15 protein-coding genes are annotated in these 16,063 nt (G+C 47.3%); 6 read left to right on the plus strand and 9 right to left on the minus strand.

All coding sequences use genetic code 11. From position 1 onward, the window contains the following. Positions 1–228: 228 nt before the first annotated feature. Entirely contained in the window at positions 229–1,236 is a 1,008-nt protein-coding gene (locus AC4BAP_RS08150; protein ID WP_490582134.1) for an L-threonylcarbamoyladenylate synthase, read from the plus strand. A 90-nt stretch (positions 1,237–1,326) separates the two neighbouring features. Then, the gene (locus AC4BAP_RS08155) at positions 1,327–2,316 is read left to right on the plus strand and encodes a sodium-dependent bicarbonate transport family permease (protein WP_490582135.1); all 990 of its coding nucleotides are present in this window, start codon (positions 1,327–1,329) and stop codon (positions 2,314–2,316) included. A gap of 68 nt (positions 2,317–2,384) precedes the next feature. Here AC4BAP_RS08155 and AC4BAP_RS08160 read toward each other — a convergent pair whose 3' ends face one another. After that, a complete protein-coding gene (locus AC4BAP_RS08160) occupies positions 2,385–3,308 on the minus strand; it encodes a LysR family transcriptional regulator (protein ID WP_490582136.1) in 924 nt (307 codons plus the stop codon). 141 nt (positions 3,309–3,449) lie between these two features. On the opposite strand from AC4BAP_RS08160, the gene AC4BAP_RS08165 reads away from it, so the two are divergent. The 4 genes from AC4BAP_RS08165 to AC4BAP_RS08180 all read left to right on the plus strand — a co-directional run bounded on the left by AC4BAP_RS08165 (position 3,450) and on the right by AC4BAP_RS08180 (position 6,842). After that, positions 3,450–3,731, plus strand: coding sequence for a hypothetical protein (locus tag AC4BAP_RS08165; RefSeq protein WP_490582137.1), 282 nt, complete (start codon positions 3,450–3,452; stop codon positions 3,729–3,731). Positions 3,732–3,741: 10 nt separating this feature from the next. Continuing rightward, positions 3,742–4,068 (plus strand): hypothetical protein, encoded by a 327-nt coding sequence (locus AC4BAP_RS08170; protein ID WP_490582138.1) that lies wholly within the window; start codon positions 3,742–3,744, stop codon positions 4,066–4,068. After that, positions 4,028–4,864: a DUF6671 family protein gene (locus AC4BAP_RS08175; RefSeq protein ID WP_490582139.1), complete on the plus strand. Its 837-nt coding sequence runs from the start codon at positions 4,028–4,030 to the stop codon at positions 4,862–4,864. Before AC4BAP_RS08170 ends, AC4BAP_RS08175 begins: the two co-directional genes overlap by 41 nt. A gap of 289 nt (positions 4,865–5,153) precedes the next feature. Further along, a complete protein-coding gene (locus tag AC4BAP_RS08180; RefSeq protein WP_490582140.1) occupies positions 5,154–6,842 on the plus strand; it encodes a hypothetical protein in 1,689 nt (562 codons plus the stop codon). A gap of 64 nt (positions 6,843–6,906) precedes the next feature. Here AC4BAP_RS08180 and mnmE read toward each other — a convergent pair whose 3' ends face one another. The 8 genes from mnmE to AC4BAP_RS08220 form a co-directional block, all read right to left on the minus strand. Next, a complete protein-coding gene (mnmE, locus tag AC4BAP_RS08185; protein WP_490582141.1) occupies positions 6,907–8,286 on the minus strand; it encodes a tRNA uridine-5-carboxymethylaminomethyl(34) synthesis GTPase MnmE in 1,380 nt (459 codons plus the stop codon). Positions 8,287–9,220: 934 nt separating this feature from the next. After that, entirely contained in the window at positions 9,221–9,820 is a 600-nt protein-coding gene (locus tag AC4BAP_RS08190) for a thioredoxin family protein (protein WP_490582142.1), read from the minus strand. A gap of 60 nt (positions 9,821–9,880) precedes the next feature. Then, a complete protein-coding gene (locus AC4BAP_RS08195; RefSeq protein ID WP_490582143.1) occupies positions 9,881–10,753 on the minus strand; it encodes a metal ABC transporter permease in 873 nt (290 codons plus the stop codon). Positions 10,754–10,891: 138 nt separating this feature from the next. Further along, the gene (locus tag AC4BAP_RS08200) at positions 10,892–12,190 is read right to left on the minus strand and encodes a metal ABC transporter permease (protein ID WP_490582144.1); all 1,299 of its coding nucleotides are present in this window, start codon (positions 12,188–12,190) and stop codon (positions 10,892–10,894) included. A 219-nt stretch (positions 12,191–12,409) separates the two neighbouring features. Continuing rightward, positions 12,410–13,201, minus strand: coding sequence for a metal ABC transporter ATP-binding protein (locus tag AC4BAP_RS08205; RefSeq protein WP_490582145.1), 792 nt, complete (start codon positions 13,199–13,201; stop codon positions 12,410–12,412). A gap of 1 nt (position 13,202) precedes the next feature. Beyond that, complete coding sequence (locus AC4BAP_RS08210) at positions 13,203–14,138, minus strand: metal ABC transporter solute-binding protein, Zn/Mn family (protein ID WP_490582146.1); 936 nt, start codon at positions 14,136–14,138, stop codon at positions 13,203–13,205. A gap of 12 nt (positions 14,139–14,150) precedes the next feature. Continuing rightward, positions 14,151–14,807 (minus strand): metal-dependent transcriptional regulator, encoded by a 657-nt coding sequence (locus AC4BAP_RS08215; RefSeq protein WP_490582147.1) that lies wholly within the window; start codon positions 14,805–14,807, stop codon positions 14,151–14,153. A gap of 179 nt (positions 14,808–14,986) precedes the next feature. Further along, the gene (locus AC4BAP_RS08220; protein WP_490582148.1) at positions 14,987–15,985 is read right to left on the minus strand and encodes a 3-oxoacyl-ACP synthase III family protein; all 999 of its coding nucleotides are present in this window, start codon (positions 15,983–15,985) and stop codon (positions 14,987–14,989) included. Positions 15,986–16,063 lie beyond the last annotated feature (78 nt).

The following is a 16,063-nucleotide window of genomic DNA, read 5'->3' on the forward strand; positions in this document are numbered from 1 at the left end:
AACGGCTGGAACTAACCATTATACTTTGTATATCTGGGTAAATCCAGGTGCCTCGTTTTATACTTTGCTACTCAGCTTTTTAAGTTAAGTACCATCCTGCATTTATCTCTAGTTCGAAGTATCATAAATAACCCTTATAGGTCTTATTAATATTATAAATAAAAATTTATATATACTTCCCTTTACTTTTGCAGCACATCACATTTAAAAGCTTACAAAGTATACCTGATGGCTGTTATCGGTACAAATTTTAAGAGAGCGGGCAGATTGCTTACAGGAGGGAAGCTGGTAGCCATACCAACTGAAACGGTATACGGCCTGGCTGCCAATGCGCTGGATGAATATGCTGTAGAGCAAATCTTTACCACCAAAGGCCGACCACACTATAACCCCCTGATCATCCATATCGGTGCCAAGAAAGACCTGACAAAGTATGTGACGGAAGTACCTGAAATGGCGCAGCGCCTGATCGATGCGTTCTGGCCTGGTCCGCTTACGTTGTTATTACCCAAAAAGGATATTGTTCCAAACATCATTACAGCATCCTTACCACGTGTGGCTGTGCGCATGCCCGACCATCCGTTAACGCTACAGCTTTTGCAGTTACTGGATTTTCCGCTGGCTGCGCCAAGTGCCAACCCGTTTTGCTACATCAGCCCAACCAAGACAGCGCACGTGCAGCAACAGATAGGAGAGAAGATACCTTATATCCTGGATGGTGGCCCATGCGAACAAGGCCTGGAGTCTACGATTGTTGGCTTTGAGGAAGGAATACCTGTTGTGTACCGGCTGGGCGCCATTACCCCTGAAGCCATCGAGGCCGTTGCCGGACAGGTAAAGATGCACCAGAAATCGGCTGAACAACCTGTTGGGCCCGGCATGCTGCCTTACCATTACTCACCGGGCACGCCTTTATACTTTACCGACCAGTTGGCTGAAATGCTACAGAACGCGGATCCGGCTAAAACCGGAATCATCGCTTTCCGGGAAGAGATGGCAGGTGTGCCATCGGAGCAGCAGGTGGTACTGTCGCGGAGCGGTGACATGCAGGAGGCGGCAAGCAAACTGTATGATACGCTGCATTTCCTCGATGGCCTGGAACTGGATTGCATTATAGCCGAAAAGCTGCCGGAGCATGGCCTGGGCTTAACCATAAACGAACGACTTAGAAAGGCGGCGGGTAAAACAGCGGCAGTAGCTGCACCTGAGCCTATGCTGGAGCAATCAGCCTGGTAAAACACAGGCACGGGTGCATGCACAGTAGATCAGAAGTATACTCACAATCAGATAAATAAGCATTACAAATTTAACAATACGCCTTATTACATGGATTTAAGCCTACTCATCGAAAACCTGACAAGCCCTGCGCTGTTGTTCTTTGCGCTTGGCGTACTGGCCGTAAGGTTTAAAAGCGACCTGGAGATACCACCAACCTCCTCCAAGTTTATATCGCTGTACCTGCTTTTTTCGATTGGCTTTAAAGGTGGGCAGGAACTGGCGCACAGTACCTTTACCATGGAGATCATCTGGGCGGCCTTGTTTGGCGTGGTGATATCGCTGCTGATTCCGCTTTACAGTTTCTTTATACTTAAAAAGAAGCTTAGCATAGAGAACTCCGGCGCCATAGCGGCTGCCTACGGGTCTGTGAGTGCGGTAACTTTTGTAACAGCCGTGTCATTTCTGGAGATCCAGAACCTTGAGTTCAGCGGGCACATGGTGGCCGTGATGGCACTGATGGAGGCACCGGCCATTATTGTTGGGGTTATCCTGATACGTTTTTACTGCGAGGAGCGTGATAACGCACCGAAGATAGGCCAATTGCTAACGCACTCTTTTACCAATGGCAGCGTAATGCTTATACTTGGCAGCCTTATCATCGGCATGCTGACAAGTGAGCATCAGGCCCAAGGTATAAAACCGTTCACAACAGATATCTTTAAGGGCTTCCTGGCTATCTTCTTGTTGGATATGGGCATTGTAAGTGGCCGAAAACTGAACGACTTCTTTAAGAGCGGCTGGTTTACAGCGCTGTTTGCGGTGGCCATACCTTTTGTAAACGGCTGCCTGGTAGCCATACTTAGCGGACTTGTGACAGAGGATATCGGTAACAGGTTTATCTTCGCGGTGCTTGCCTCCAGTGCTTCATACATTGCGGTGCCGGCTGCCATGAAGATAGCGGTGCCCAAGGCAAATCCGGGCATTTACCTGCCAATGGCCCTGGCGGTTACCTTCCCGTTCAACATAACACTAGGCATGCCGGTGTACATGTCCATTATCGGGTCTTACGACACCAGCCTGTACGCCGGTTTGTTTTAGGCTGGCGTACAGGCTGGCAGAAGCTGGTGCGGTTTGCCTCAAAGTATAAAACGGCAATTATAGCTGTATCAAAACTGATCAAACCAACCGAACCATTCTTGTATGGTATTGCTTTTCTCTTTTTGCAGGTACTCCAGGTAGGCCGCCGCAACAGGAGAAAAGCTTTTGTTTTTCAGCCAGATAAGGTTCCAGGTAGACTGGATAGGGAAGCCCTTCACCGGTATGATCTGCAAGTCGCCGATGCTAAGCTCGTTTTTGATACCGATCAGGGGCATAATGGAGTAACCCAGACCCGCAATCACAGCCTGCTTTACGGCCTCATTAGAGGTAAGCTCCATTTTCTTGATCACGCGCATGTTGTTCTGCTTGATAAAGTTCTCCATAGTCTGGCGCGTGCCGGAGCCTGCCTCCCGGTAAATAAGCGGAATATTCTCTAAAATGCTGCTGTCGTGGAGGCCGGTGCCAAATTGGTGCTCCCTGCTGCCCACCAGGAAAAGCTTGTTCTTCATGAGCTCGATGTTCTCCACCTGCAGGTTTTCAGGCATCACCGAAACTAGCGAAAAATCCACCTCGTTGCGTTTAAGGCTTTCAAGCACCATGGATTTGTTCGTTACATCCAGCACCAGCTCTACACCGGGGTGCTGCTTCAGGAAGTCAGACAAAAAGTAGGGCATTACATACTTTCCCGTCGACACCACCGTGAGCTTCAGACGTCCGATCAGCTGCCCTTTATAAGCCAGCGTTTTGTAATTGATGGCGTGTACCTCATTTATGATCTTCTCTGCCGCGGCGGCTATCTCTTTACCGAAGTCCGTGATAAAGATCCTGCGTCCCACCACCTCTGTCAGCGGTATCTCAAACTGATCCTGCAAGTTTTTAAGCTGTATAGACACGGCTGGCTGCGTCAGATGTAGTTCTTCGGCGGCTTTGGTTATACTCTGTGTCTGGGTAATCTTATGAAATACCTGGAGTTGGTGTAACGTATAATTCATAAAAACAGTTAATGATAAGTATTAAAAGTATATATTTTTATTTATATAACCAATTTCGGAATTTTGAGGCAGTAAAAAACATAAGCAGGTACGTGTTCTTCAAAACGCCGCTGCCATTCAACCTTTAAAAAGCAATTTCTTATGTTAACATCTACAGCCGAACAAAGCACACCAGCGCTGGAAAATAAAAGCCTGCTGGCAGACCACGCAGGACAGTTGGCCACTGCTGCCAGCCAAAAGAGCAAAGTATTTAAACTTGACCTTAAAAAGCTTTACCTGCACACCAGCGTGCTGGGCCTTGTGCTTATAATCTCTGGTTTGATGATAGCGGTAAGCAGCCAGAATGTGCTGATGACAGAGTGCTTTAAGGCGCTTTTTATCGCAGGTAGTTTAAACCTTATCCGTGCATTCTCAATTTCTTAAATTTAATTAAATGAAAATTTTAAACCTGATTTCGGGTACGTATACCCCTGCAGAGGCAAAAGAAGTGTTGCTTAAGTTAGTAGACATTAAGATCAGCTTCCATAAGATTAAGAACCTGAAATCGCAGATCAACTATGAGATGCCAAACTCAGATTCTGAAACAAGGTTGAAGGAACTGCAGGAGATCAGAGCTCATATCGTTAGCCTGATACAGGAGGCGATTGCGAGCGGCAGCAACGTAGAGGTTGAGTCTATACTGAATGTGGCTTTGGAGGGAGAGGCTATAGCTGTGACAGATGTTCAAAGGCAGGAAGTTGCTTATAGCAACGAAGCATAAAAAGGAAAGTATACTTGCACCGCTTCTGCAGGAGGCCCTTGGTGTTACCTGTATCGTGGCAGAAGCCTTCGATACTGATGCACTGGGCACTTTTACAGGAGAAATTGAACGGCCCGCCGACCCGGTAACCACCGTGCGTACCAAGTGTCTGCAGGCCATGGAGCTTTACAACTGCGACCTTGGTATTGCCAGTGAAGGTTCTTTTGGGCCGCACCCCACGCTGTTTTTCCTGAACGCAGACGAGGAGTTTCTGATTCTGATAGACAGGAAAAACAAGCTGGAGATCGTTGCCAGGGAGGTAAGCACTGAAACCAACTTCGACAAAGAGGAGGTAAGCACCGAGGCAGAACTTCAAACCTTTGCCGATCGGGTAGGCTTTCCGGAGCATGCCCTGATCCTGCGGGGAAAAAAAGGTGGTAACGCGGATCTTATAAAGGGCATCACGGATAATGCTGTGCTGCAAACCACCTTTAACACATTGCTGGAAAAGTATGGCTGCGTAACCGTAGAAACGGACATGAGGGCCATGCACAACCCAACACGGCAATCAGTGATTCTGAAAGCCGCGCGAAAGCTGCTTACGAAGGTGCAGTGCGAATGTACAGCATGCGGCACACCGGGCTTTGGCGTTGCAGAAACCAGGCCAGGCTTGCCCTGCGAAGATTGTAACTTCCCGACCCACTCGGTGTTGAGTTACGTTTACAAGTGCCAGAGGTGCGGCTTTACGAAAGAAGAGAAATTCCCGCACCAGAAATTAGCCGAAGATCCTATGTACTGCAACATGTGCAACCCATAGGACGGTATAAAGAGTTCTATTTGTTTAAGGTGAGAGATAAGCAAATGGTTTAAAGGGGCTGCAGCCTTCCCCAGGCGTGCAGTCCCTTTTTGTTTTTTAGGGTGGGTCTTAATTACTGAGAAGGCTTACAATTATTAATCCTACCTACATTATACGATTAAAACTTATAGGCACATATTCGGAGGCTAATTCGAAGCCTGAAATCTATGAGCTCTTATATGTATTTAAAATTTTATTTAATAAGGCTTAAACTATCTGTCTAAAGGCAATAATTACTCATTTTTGGGTATTGGAAACTGTAAAAATCAATCTTAAATTTGTTTATGTTCCACAATCTTTATCTTTCACATTTATGCACAATTTCTACTTCATCCTTTTCTCTGCTTTATTATTGATAGGGCAGGTTGCACAGGCCCAACGTATTAATATTCCTCTAAATCAAGCTGATCCTCGGTTTACTATTTCTGCAGAAAGGCATTATGGTTTCGGAAATGAAGAGTATTACTTTTTCATTCAGAATAACACGAATGATGAGTATAAATTGGTCGTAAATGTTACTATTAACTCATCTTGCCATCAGTCTAAAAATTTTAACCTGCATGTAAATGGTATTGTTACATTAAAACCAGGTGGGCGCTTTACGCCTGAATCGGATTATTCCCATATATTTCTTGGTGGCTCAGCCCAGAAAGATTGTCGTATAAAAGTAGGTGACTCCTATACATACCTTAAAGGTATAACTTATAAGTACACAAGTATAGTAAATCTAACACAGGAAAAACTGCAGCAAGAGAAGGAGCGCAAAGCACATGAGGCTCAGAAAGCAGCATTACAAGAGCAGGAAAGATTGAAGAAAGAGCAACAAGCTAAACTGGAACAAGAAAAGTATGAAAAGGAAGCAAAACGAATAGAAAATGAACATCGAAAAGCTAAATCTGCTCAGGAACAAAACTCCAAGACACAGCAGAGTTCAGTTAATAATTCAAAGGTTTCCACCAACAATACAACGAGCACAAGCACATTTTCCAAAACAACAGATAACTCTAAAGTGGAGGTTGTTGACCGTGGCTTAAAAAGAGCAGACGGAAACTATATTGTAGTAAATGATAGAGGCGAGTCGATGGTTGTAACTCCTCAGCAGTACCAACAGTTACTAGCCGCAGACAATGTATATTTACAGCAAAAGGCCGCAGCTGAGACAGCAGCTAAACAACGTGAGCAGGATGCTAAGTTGCAGCAACAACAACAAATGCAACGACAGTTAGCTGAACAGGAAGCGCAACGTCTGCGTACAGAGGCTATTTCAAATCAGCTTACTAACACTATGACACAGTTTGCAGCAGGTATTGCTGAAAATAACCGTCGTAATGAAGAAATAGCTGAACGAAATCAAATTAGGTCTGAACAACAAAGAAAAGTGAATTATGCAAAAGGATCGGCTTTGCTCCAAACTTATGCACCTCAAGCTGAGAAAGGGGATGAGCAAGCCATTAATCAGGTAATACAGGCATATTACCTAATGGGTGATGGTATAACGCAGCGTACCTTTATGCACCGTATGGTTGATAAATATAAAAGTCCTAGTGCTATGAGTACACTTAAACGCCATTATCAAGGGCAGATGGATTCCTATAGAAGCACAAGTAATATGTATTTGCGCAGAAGCCTTGGATTATTAGTGGTGGGCTCAATGGCAACAGCAGGCAGTTACTATGCAGCAAATGAAATTGATATCTATGAAGAACCAGAAAGAGAGGCGGAATATGACTTTTTTTCCTACGCTACTGCAGGTCTTGCTTGTGCCACGGTAATAGGCGCTCTTGTACCTTTAATGAAGGTTGGTTATAAAAATAACCCAGATTATATAAAAGCAAAAAACAATCTTAATGCACTTGAACAGAAGGCTAGCATCTCATTTAGCCCTTCTTACCAAATTATAAATAATAGTATTGGCATAGCTGTTAAGGTCAACTTTTAAGTAAACCCTCAAAAAAAGCAAAGAACGTTCTCAGCTGAGGACGTTCTTTGCTTTTTTTGAGGGTTTATTTACCGATGCAAAACTTCGTGAAAATATTATCCAGCAGATCATCCGTAGTGATCTCACCGGTGATCTCGCCGAGGCTGTAAAGGGCTCTTCTAATGTCAGCCGCTACCAAGTCGCCGCTAATGCCCAGACCTAAGCCATTTAAGACATCATCCAGGGCGGCGTAGGTTTTGTTCAGGCTGTCTACGTGGCGTAGGTTGGTAACGATGGTTTGCTGTTGGGTATTTAGCTTGCCCAGGTTCACTTTATCTACCAGTGCTTGCTTCAGGTCGTCCAGGTTGGCGCCTTCGGCTGCAGATATTTGCACCAGGTTTTCTATACTTTCAAAGGCTGCCAGTTTTTCAGGAGAGGCCTGGTCTATTTTGTTGGCTACAGCTACCAATGGTAGTTTCTTCGGATTCAGTCTTTCCAACTCAGCCTGTACTTCCTCGGCGGTTACCTCTGTGATATCGAACAGGTAGATGATCAGCGAGGACTGGCTGAGTTTCTGCATGGTGCGCTCCACACCAATGGCTTCCACCTTATCAGTGGTTTCGCGCAGACCAGCCGTATCGATGAACCGGAAGGTAACGCCTTCGATGTTGATCTCATCCTCAATAAAATCGCGGGTGGTACCGGGCACATCCGATACGATTGCCTTTTCCTCATTCAAGAGTTTATTCAGCAAGGTAGACTTACCGGCATTTGGCTTGCCCACGATCACGGTTGGCACCCCGTTCTTGATCACGTTGCCCAGTTCAAACGATTTGAGCAGTTCGCGTATGATGCGCTGAATATTTAAAATAAGTGTTCGCAGCTGCTCACGGTCCGCAAACTCTACATCCTCTTCTCCAAAATCCAGCTCCAGTTCTATCATGGATGCAAAATGCACCAGCTCGGCACGAAGGCGTTTGATCTCTTGCGAAAAGCCGCCACGCATTTGTTTCATGGCCACCTCATGCGACAGGGCAGAGTCAGAGGAGATGAGATCGGCCACGGCCTCAGCCTGTGCCAGGTCAAATTGCCCGTTCAGGAAGGCGCGCTTTGTAAATTCCCCGGCATTGGCCAGACGAGCACCTTGCTTCAAAAGCAATTTTACGATTTGCTGCACAATGTAATCCGACCCATGGCAGGAGATCTCCACCACGTTTTCCTTAGTGTAGGAGTGGGGGGCCACAAAAAGCGACACCAGTACTTCATCAATGATCTTGCCCTCATCGCGGATGGTGCCGAAGTGTATCGTATGGCTAGCCTGTTTTGATAGGTCTTTGCCTTTAAAAACAGTGTTAGTTATACTTATGGCCTCCGGACCGGAAAGCCTGATAACAGCAATGGCTCCTACCCCAGCAGCAGTAGCCACCGCAACAATGGTATCGGTATTATGAAGCGGATTGATCAAACCAAGTATAAATTATGCGATTGCAAATTTACATATTAATTGTCAGAATAAAGTTTTTAAGGGTAGGGATGAACAGAGTAGGTAGTACATTCTTATTGAGTATCTGCCCAATCTAATGCAGCTAGTATAGAATATGCTGCTTTTAAATATGCCTTGCCAGTGAAGTATTGCAAAGCCGGGTCCAACCACTCCTAAAACCTCTCTTGGGGCAGGGTCGTATCATTCTATTTTTTTGTCATCCTGGAAGGATCTTGGTGGCAGGTAGTATAGGCTTAACCTCCGGGGGTAGGGGCCCTCTTTCTCTCACAAGTTTCCCCGAATCAAGTTCGGGGTTAAAACTTAACAGAATGACAGAAGTTTTTTCACTTTTTTATTAGAATGAAACGACCCTGCCTCCTGGGGGTGAAGGGGCACTACTGTTCGAAACCCACTTAATATGCTCTTTTTCTCCTGTAATCCTACTTTTTAAGGACGAAAGTGTCCCCTTGAGGGCAGGGCCGCTTCATTCTCTTTTTTGCTGGCGCGGATCTGTGATCCGTGACTTGTTATACCGTTCGATTTGCAATCCAACTGGGCCAGAGGCCCAGCTATAGCCCGACACGAGCGAGGACGCTCGCGCCATAACTATAAAATCTACTATAATGAAACGGCCCTGCCCTTGAGGGGACTACAGGGGTGTCAATCAGGTTCCGGATTGCTCAAAAGTTCATTTATACTTATAAAGCTTGCTAACGAAAACACCCCTATGGTCCCCTCAAGGGGACAGTCTGTTCTCAAACAAACATACTTTTAAGGCATTAGGACGCACAATATCTAGGTTTCGAACAGTAGTGGTGAAGGGGCCCCCTTTAGAGGCTAAGGCGGTGAATTTCACAAATGGAGTATTAAGTATACTTACCTTACATAAAAAATCAGTTAAATCTATAAAATCCCCTTAATCACCGGTCTTCTTTTCATACTCTTTCCATTCCATCGTTTTGTGATGATCCTCACCGAAGTAGCGGAGTATTTTAGAGAAGTTTTTGGCGTTGAGATAACCGGGCACTGGGGCCAGCATGTTAAATTTTTCGTCGAGGTAAACAGTGGTTGGGTAGCTCATTTGTCCCTGCAATAGGGCTACTGCCAGTTCGTGAGCGCGGTAATCAGGTTTAAAAGTATAAGTATGCCCATTTAAGGTGATGGGGGCTTTGCCCTCGGCATCCAGCTTAACTGCGTAATAGTGTTTGTTGATCAAGGCTGCTACCTCCGGATCTGTGAAGGTGTCTTTATCCATCTTTTTGCACCAGCCACACCAGTCGGTATACACATCGATCACTACCTTTCGCGGCTCTTTTTTGATTCTCTCCGCGGCCTGTTCTATGGTGAGCCACTTTATTTTCTCAGTTGGCTTAGTGGTGGATTCAGCTGTTTCAGTTGGAGTGGCTGTCGTTTGCTCTGTTGCAGCATCTGAAGTAGCAACAGGGGGTGTTGATTTGATACAAGACGAGAGCAATAAAACAGTAAGCAGGTTAGGTATGATTAGCTTTTTCAGCATCTGTGTTTAAGTTTATAGTTGTGAGGTTAACAGGAAGCAGGTGTCATTGGTTCTTTGGCTCTATACTGGCTGTAATGGTTTTCTGCGGATCAGGATGCCCCTGGCCGGTGAGAAAAGGAAGGCCAGCAGGAACTCGAGTCCGGTTACAGTGGCAATGGCACCTGCAATAGAACCGTCTATCCAAACGGCCAGGTAATAACCAAGGATAGATGCCACAATGCCAAGTATGACCGAGATGAGCAGCATCATCTTAAAATTATCGGTGAGCAGGTAAGCAGTGGCAGCCGGTGCCACCAGCAAAGCCACTACAAGTATAGCTCCCACCGACTCGAAAGAGGCCACTGTGGTAAGCGATACAGCCGTCATGAGCAGGTAGTACCACAACGAAGTAGACACCCCAATGGCTGCGGCATAACCGGGGTCAAAGGCCGTAAGGAAAAGTTCTTTATAGCCCACCACAATGAACACAAGTATAAGTATGGTCACTGCTCCGATGGTCCATACAGTGCGGGGTCCCAGGCTCAGGCCACCTTCCGTTATCCAGAGGTCCAGGGGTACATAGGCAATCTCCCCGTAAAGCACGCAATCCTGGTCCAGGTCTACCTGGCCTGCAAACACCGAGATAAGTATAATGCCAATTGCAAAAAGCCAGGTAAAGGTTACGCCAATGGCCGCATCGGACTGCACGCGGGCATAGCGGTGGAAGAACTCTATCAGAAATGTAGTAAGTACACCCAACAAGCCGGCACCGATCAGCATCGGAACAGATTCCCGTGAGCCAGTCAGCAGAAAGGCGATCACGATGCCAGGCAGTACCGCATGCGAAATGGCATCACCCACCATGGCCATGCGCCTAAGGATCAGGTAGCAGCCCAGCAAACTACAGCAGGTGGCCACCAACGATCCGGTAAGTATGATCCAAAATGCGTTCATTTATTAATTGCTGATTGTTAATTGTTAATTGTTGGATGATTGATTGTTGATCCACTCATCCACTCATCACTCATTCACTCATTCACTCATTCACTCATTCACTCATCACTCATCACTCATTCACTCATTCAAAACACTCTACCTCTTCATCACTCCGGGTATTATCGCGCTGTGCGGGTCGAGTTGCGGGTAATTGAGTTCTTCCAGCAGGCGTTGTTCCAGTTCGGGGGTGATAATGTGCTCTATGGTTTCTGCGTCTTCGTGCACATGGTCTGATGCCAGGTGCAGGTACTGCGTTAAGTATAACTCCCACAATCGGTGCAATCTCACTACCCTTCGTCCTCTGGTTACTCCTTCTGGCGTTAATAGCCAGCCGTTCCTGTCTTTTATCAAGTATCCCTGCGCCCTTAGTTTTGCAAGTCCATACTTTGCTTCTTTAGGAGGAAATGCACGCCTTTCCAGAATTTCCTGAAACGACCTGCTCGACCTGAAGTTCTGTTTTTCCTCGCCGAGTTGGTACATCAGCTTCAGGAGATTTTCTTCCAGTATCAGTTTTTTGTTGCGCCGTCTGCGGGCAATGCGGGCAATCCAGCCTTTTCCGGGTGCCAGGGCAAAAGAAAGTATGGCTATCATGGAGATGATCAGCACGATCCAGGGGCCGGTTGGCATGGCAGGTGCCGTGTACGACACAAACGCACCGGCCACTCCCGAAACAGCACCCATGATAGCGGCCAGCACCAGCATTACGCCAAGCCTGTCGGTCCAGAAGCGTGCGGCTGCGGCTGGCGTAATCAGCATGGCGGCCATCAGCACAACGCCCACAGCCTGAATGCCCACCACCACAGCCAGTACGGTAAGTGTGGTAAGCAGCAGTTCCAGGGCCCTGACCGGGAAGCCGATTGTTTTAGCGTAAGTTTCGTCGAAGCAAAGCAGTTTGAGTTCTTTGTAGAAAACAATGGTGGCAGCCAGCAGCATCAAGGCTACGATGCTAAAGGCGATCAGGTCTTCGCCGACAAGTGAGGCGGCTTTACCAAACAGAAACTTATCGAGGCCGCTTTGAGCCGCATTGCCGGAGTGCTGGATGGCAGTTAGCAAAAGTATACCGATGCCGAAAAACACCGATAGAACCAGGCCAATGGCTGTGTCTTCTTTGATGCGTGAGCGTGCTGTTACAAAGTCTATGAACACGAGCGAAAGCCAGCCTGTGACGAAGGCTCCGATCAGAAGTATAAAAGGGTTTTTGGTGCCCGAAAGTATAAACGCCAGGCAAACCCCCGGTAATACCGAATGTGCCACGGCATCGCCGACCAAAGCCCTTTTGCGGAGTAATGTAAAACAACCCACCACCGCAGAGCTTCCGGCAAGCAGCATAGATCCAAACGTTACATACCGCACGTTGGCATCAGCAAAAGAGAAAAACTCAAAAAACTCCTGCATGGGGTGATTAATTGTTGATTGTTAAATTGTTGCTTGTCTGAATCAGGATTTACAGGATTTAGAATGATAAACAGGATTCAATTAAATTATTATTCACTCATTCACCATTGTAGCAAGTTAGATGCTCGCAGGAGCGGAGACCCGCCACGAAGTATTTCTGGGACGTTGCGAGGTCTTCTAACTCCCTAACTCTCAAATTCCTAAACTCCTAAACTTTTCTCACCTTTTCTCTCGCGATGGGAATTCCTGTTTTTGGAGCAGGTCGCCTACTTTGCTGAGGACGGTGAGTTTGCCGCCGTAAGTTTGTTCGAGCAGTTCCTGGGTAAGTACCTGTTCGGTAGGGCCGGAGGCTACCAGGCGCATGTTCAGCAGTACTACCCAGTCGAAGTAATTGGCTGCTGACTGCAGGTCGTGGTGCACTACGATAACAGTTTTGCCCTGGTCACGCATGGTGCGCAGCAGCTCGATGATGGCTGTCTCGGTGGCAATGTCAACGCCGGCAAAAGGCTCGTCCATAAAGTATAGATCGGCGTTCTGGGCAAGTGCCCTTGCCAGAAAAACGCGCTGTTGCTGTCCACCCGAAAGCTGGGAGATCTGCCTGTCGGCGTATGCCTGCATACCTACTTTCTCCAGGGCTTCCATGGCGGCATCCTTGTCCGCTTGCCGTGGCCTTTTAAACAGACCCAGCTTGCCATAGCGACCCATCAGCACCACATCAAACACCGAAGCCGGAAAATCCCAGTCTACAGACTCGCGTTGCGGCACGTAGCTGATGCGCTTGCGCACATCGTTGATGGATTTATTGAAAATGCGCACATAGCCACTGCCGGTTGGCAACAAGTCCATCATGGCTTTTATCAGCGTGGACTTACCCGCACCGTTCGGACCAATTACACCCACCAGCGCACCGGCAGGTATGCTCAGGTCCACGCCCCAAAGCACTGGCTTCCGGTCATAGCTTACCGTCAGGTCGTGCACTTCAACTACCGGGTTATCTACTTGCAGTATCATGTTATTTTAAAGAAGATACAATTGTATTCACATTGTGGCGTACCATGCCGGCATAGGTGCCTTCGGGAGTGCCATCCTCACCCAGGGCATCGGAGAACAATGTGCCGCCAATCTTCACATCATGCCCTTTTTTCTTGCTTCCGATCACTACCGCTTCTATTGCCTTCGGCGAAACCGATGACTCTACAAAAACGGCTTTGATCTTGTTATCTGAAATATAATTTACCAGCGAGGCCACATCCTGCAAGCCAAACTCAGATACCGTGGATATGCCCTGCAAACCGCGCACCTGTATGTGATAGGCATCCCCGAAATAGCCGAAGGCATCGTGTGCCGTTATCAGGATGCGCTGCGGCTCCGGCACGGAAGCGATCTCCTGCATTACCCATTGGTGCAGCTCATCGAGTTGCTGCAAATAAGCGGCTGTATTCTTTTGGTATACTTCGGCGTTGGCTGGGTCTTTCTTCTGAAATTCATCGCTCAGGTGCTTCACTACTTCTTTCCAGAGCGTAACATCAAACCAAACGTGAGGGTCGTGGCTGTCCTGGAACTGTGGCGATCGTTTTAGTTTTGTGTCAGGTATACTTTCAGCACCAGCTACTACCGTTTTCTGCCGACTCAGTTTCTCCAGCACTTCACCCATTTTACCTTCCAGGTGCAGGCCATTGTAAACCACCACATCTGCATCTGTCAGCTTCTGCAAGTCGCCTTGGGTGGCCTTGTACAGGTGTGGGTCAACGCCACTGCCCATAATGGATTCCACGTCGGCCGCATCGCCTACAATGTTTTGCACGGCATCTTTCAGAATGCTGGTCGTTGTTACGATCTTCATGCGTTGGCCGGGCTGCAAGGCGCCTTTGCTTTCGGTCTGGGTACAGGCTCCCAGGCTAAGAAGTATCAGGGTGCTAAGGGCAAGTATAAATCGGGTAAGTAGCATAAGGTGGCAGGGTTAAGCAGAAAGGAAAATGTTCTTGGATACTTCGCTTGAGATAAGCAAGGCCTTTTCATTTTCCAGCATGATCTCCAGTGAGTTGTCGTAAGGCATTTTATCCATCACCCGGATTTTTGAGCCTAACGAAATACCAATCTTATCCAGGTATTGCAGGAAAAGCGGTTGCGAGTCGTTTACCCCCACTACCACACCGGAGTCGTTTACCTCCAGTTCAGCAAGCAGGCGCTGCTTCTTCTGTTTCATTTCACCGGTCTCCGATGGTATCGGGTCGCCATGCGGGTCAAACTGTGGGTGGCCCAGAAACTCGTCGAGGCGTTTGGTGAGCAGGGTGGAGGAGATGTGCTCCAATTCCTCGGCCACATCATGCACCTCGTCCCAGTTAAATTTCAGCTTCTCCACCAGGAAAACCTCCCATAACCTGTGCTTGCGAATGATCTGGAGGGCAATGCGTTCGCCTTCCTCGGTCAGGGTCACACCGCGGTACTTCACATAGTTTACAATGTTCTTGCCGCTTAACTTCCGCAGCATGTCTGTAACGGATGCAGCCTTTGTTTCAAGCGCTTCGGCAATGGCATTGGTGTTAACCTCCTGGGTGCCATTCTCAGAGAGCTTGTAAATTGCCTTTATATAGTTTTCTTCGGTGTAGCTGTGCACAGGTGCTAAATTTTGAATGAGTGAATGAGTGGATGAGTGAATGTGAAATGCTATTCCTAGTGGTATTATCGTGGCTGCTAACTGTATTGCATTATAGTATAGCGTAAATTGTCAATAACTACTATGCAATAACAAACACTTATGCACACATTCACTCATCCATTCATTCAAAATTGTATCTACCAGCGTATAAGCGCTGAGGCCCAGGTAAAACCGCTGCCAAAGGCTGCAAGGCATACCAGGTCGCCTTCCTTTATGCGGCCTTCCTGTACGGCTTCGCTCAGGGCAATAGGTACAGAGGCTGCCGTGGTGTTGCCATACTTGTGGATGTTGCTCATCACTTTCTCAGACGGCAATCCCATTTTCTGCTGTATGTAAGAAGTGATGCGCAGGTTTGCCTGGTGCGGCACCAGCATGTCAATGTCTTCCGGTTTATAGCCGTTCTTGTCAAGGGCTTCCATAATTACTTCCGGGAAACGGGTTACAGCATGCTTAAATACCATGTTGCCGTTCATGTGCGGGTAAATAGAGCCACTGTCTATCATCTCATGGGTAAGGCGATCTTTTTTATTGCTGCCCGGGTCTATCACGGCAAGCTCTTCAGCAAACTCGCCGTCTGCGTGCAGGTGCGTGGAAAGTATGCCTTTGTCGTTGCTCTCGGATGGGGTAAGTACTGCCGCACCAGCGCCGTCACCAAAAATCACTGAAACGCCACGGCCGCGTGTAGAAAAGTCTAGCCCGCTGGAGTGGATCTCAGAGCCAACCACAAGCACATTGTTATACATGCCTGTTTTTATGAACTGGTCTGCCACCGACAATGCGTAGATAAAGCCAGAGCACTGGTTACGTACATCCAGGGCCGGGATTTCCTTTATGCCCAGCTCGCGCTGCAACAATACCCCTGAACCAGGAAACACGTAATCCGGGCTTAGGGTCGCAAATACGATCATGTCCAGGTCAGATGCCTCCAGGCCTGCCATTTTCAAGGCTTTACGGGATGCCTCTGCCGCCATGTTGGCTGTCGTGTCTACACCCTCCTGAAAGTAACGGCGTTCTACGATGCCTGTGCGTTCACGTATCCACTCATCAGAGGTGTCCATCAGTTTTTCAAGGTCTTTGTTAGAGACAACATTCTCTGGTACGTAATGGCCTACGCCGGCTATTTTTGAATTTCGCATACTTGTTTAGTTTAATGGTACAAATATAATCATTAAAATATTTTTAGACAAGTCTAAAAATATTTTTTGTATTCAATA

Source organism: Pontibacter sp. GD7 (genome assembly GCF_058216375.1).

Bases quoted from the DNA above. Each gene is read 5' to 3' on its own strand.
- AC4BAP_RS08150 (WP_490582134.1), top strand. From the start codon at position 229: ATGGCTGTTATCGGTACAAATTTTAAGAGAGCGGGCAGATTGCTTACA.
- AC4BAP_RS08155 (WP_490582135.1), top strand. From the start codon at position 1,327: ATGGATTTAAGCCTACTCATCGAAAACCTGACAAGCCCTGCGCTGTTG.
- AC4BAP_RS08160 (WP_490582136.1), bottom strand. From the start codon at position 3,308: ATGAATTATACGTTACACCAACTCCAGGTATTTCATAAGATTACCCAG.
- AC4BAP_RS08165 (WP_490582137.1), top strand. From the start codon at position 3,450: ATGTTAACATCTACAGCCGAACAAAGCACACCAGCGCTGGAAAATAAA.
- AC4BAP_RS08170 (WP_490582138.1), top strand. From the start codon at position 3,742: ATGAAAATTTTAAACCTGATTTCGGGTACGTATACCCCTGCAGAGGCA.
- AC4BAP_RS08175 (WP_490582139.1), top strand. From the start codon at position 4,028: ATGTTCAAAGGCAGGAAGTTGCTTATAGCAACGAAGCATAAAAAGGAA.
- AC4BAP_RS08190 (WP_490582142.1), bottom strand. From the start codon at position 9,820: ATGCTGAAAAAGCTAATCATACCTAACCTGCTTACTGTTTTATTGCTC.
- AC4BAP_RS08195 (WP_490582143.1), bottom strand. From the start codon at position 10,753: ATGAACGCATTTTGGATCATACTTACCGGATCGTTGGTGGCCACCTGC.
- AC4BAP_RS08200 (WP_490582144.1), bottom strand. From the start codon at position 12,190: ATGCAGGAGTTTTTTGAGTTTTTCTCTTTTGCTGATGCCAACGTGCGG.
- AC4BAP_RS08205 (WP_490582145.1), bottom strand. From the start codon at position 13,201: ATGATACTGCAAGTAGATAACCCGGTAGTTGAAGTGCACGACCTGACG.
- AC4BAP_RS08210 (WP_490582146.1), bottom strand. From the start codon at position 14,138: ATGCTACTTACCCGATTTATACTTGCCCTTAGCACCCTGATACTTCTT.
- AC4BAP_RS08220 (WP_490582148.1), bottom strand. From the start codon at position 15,985: ATGCGAAATTCAAAAATAGCCGGCGTAGGCCATTACGTACCAGAGAAT.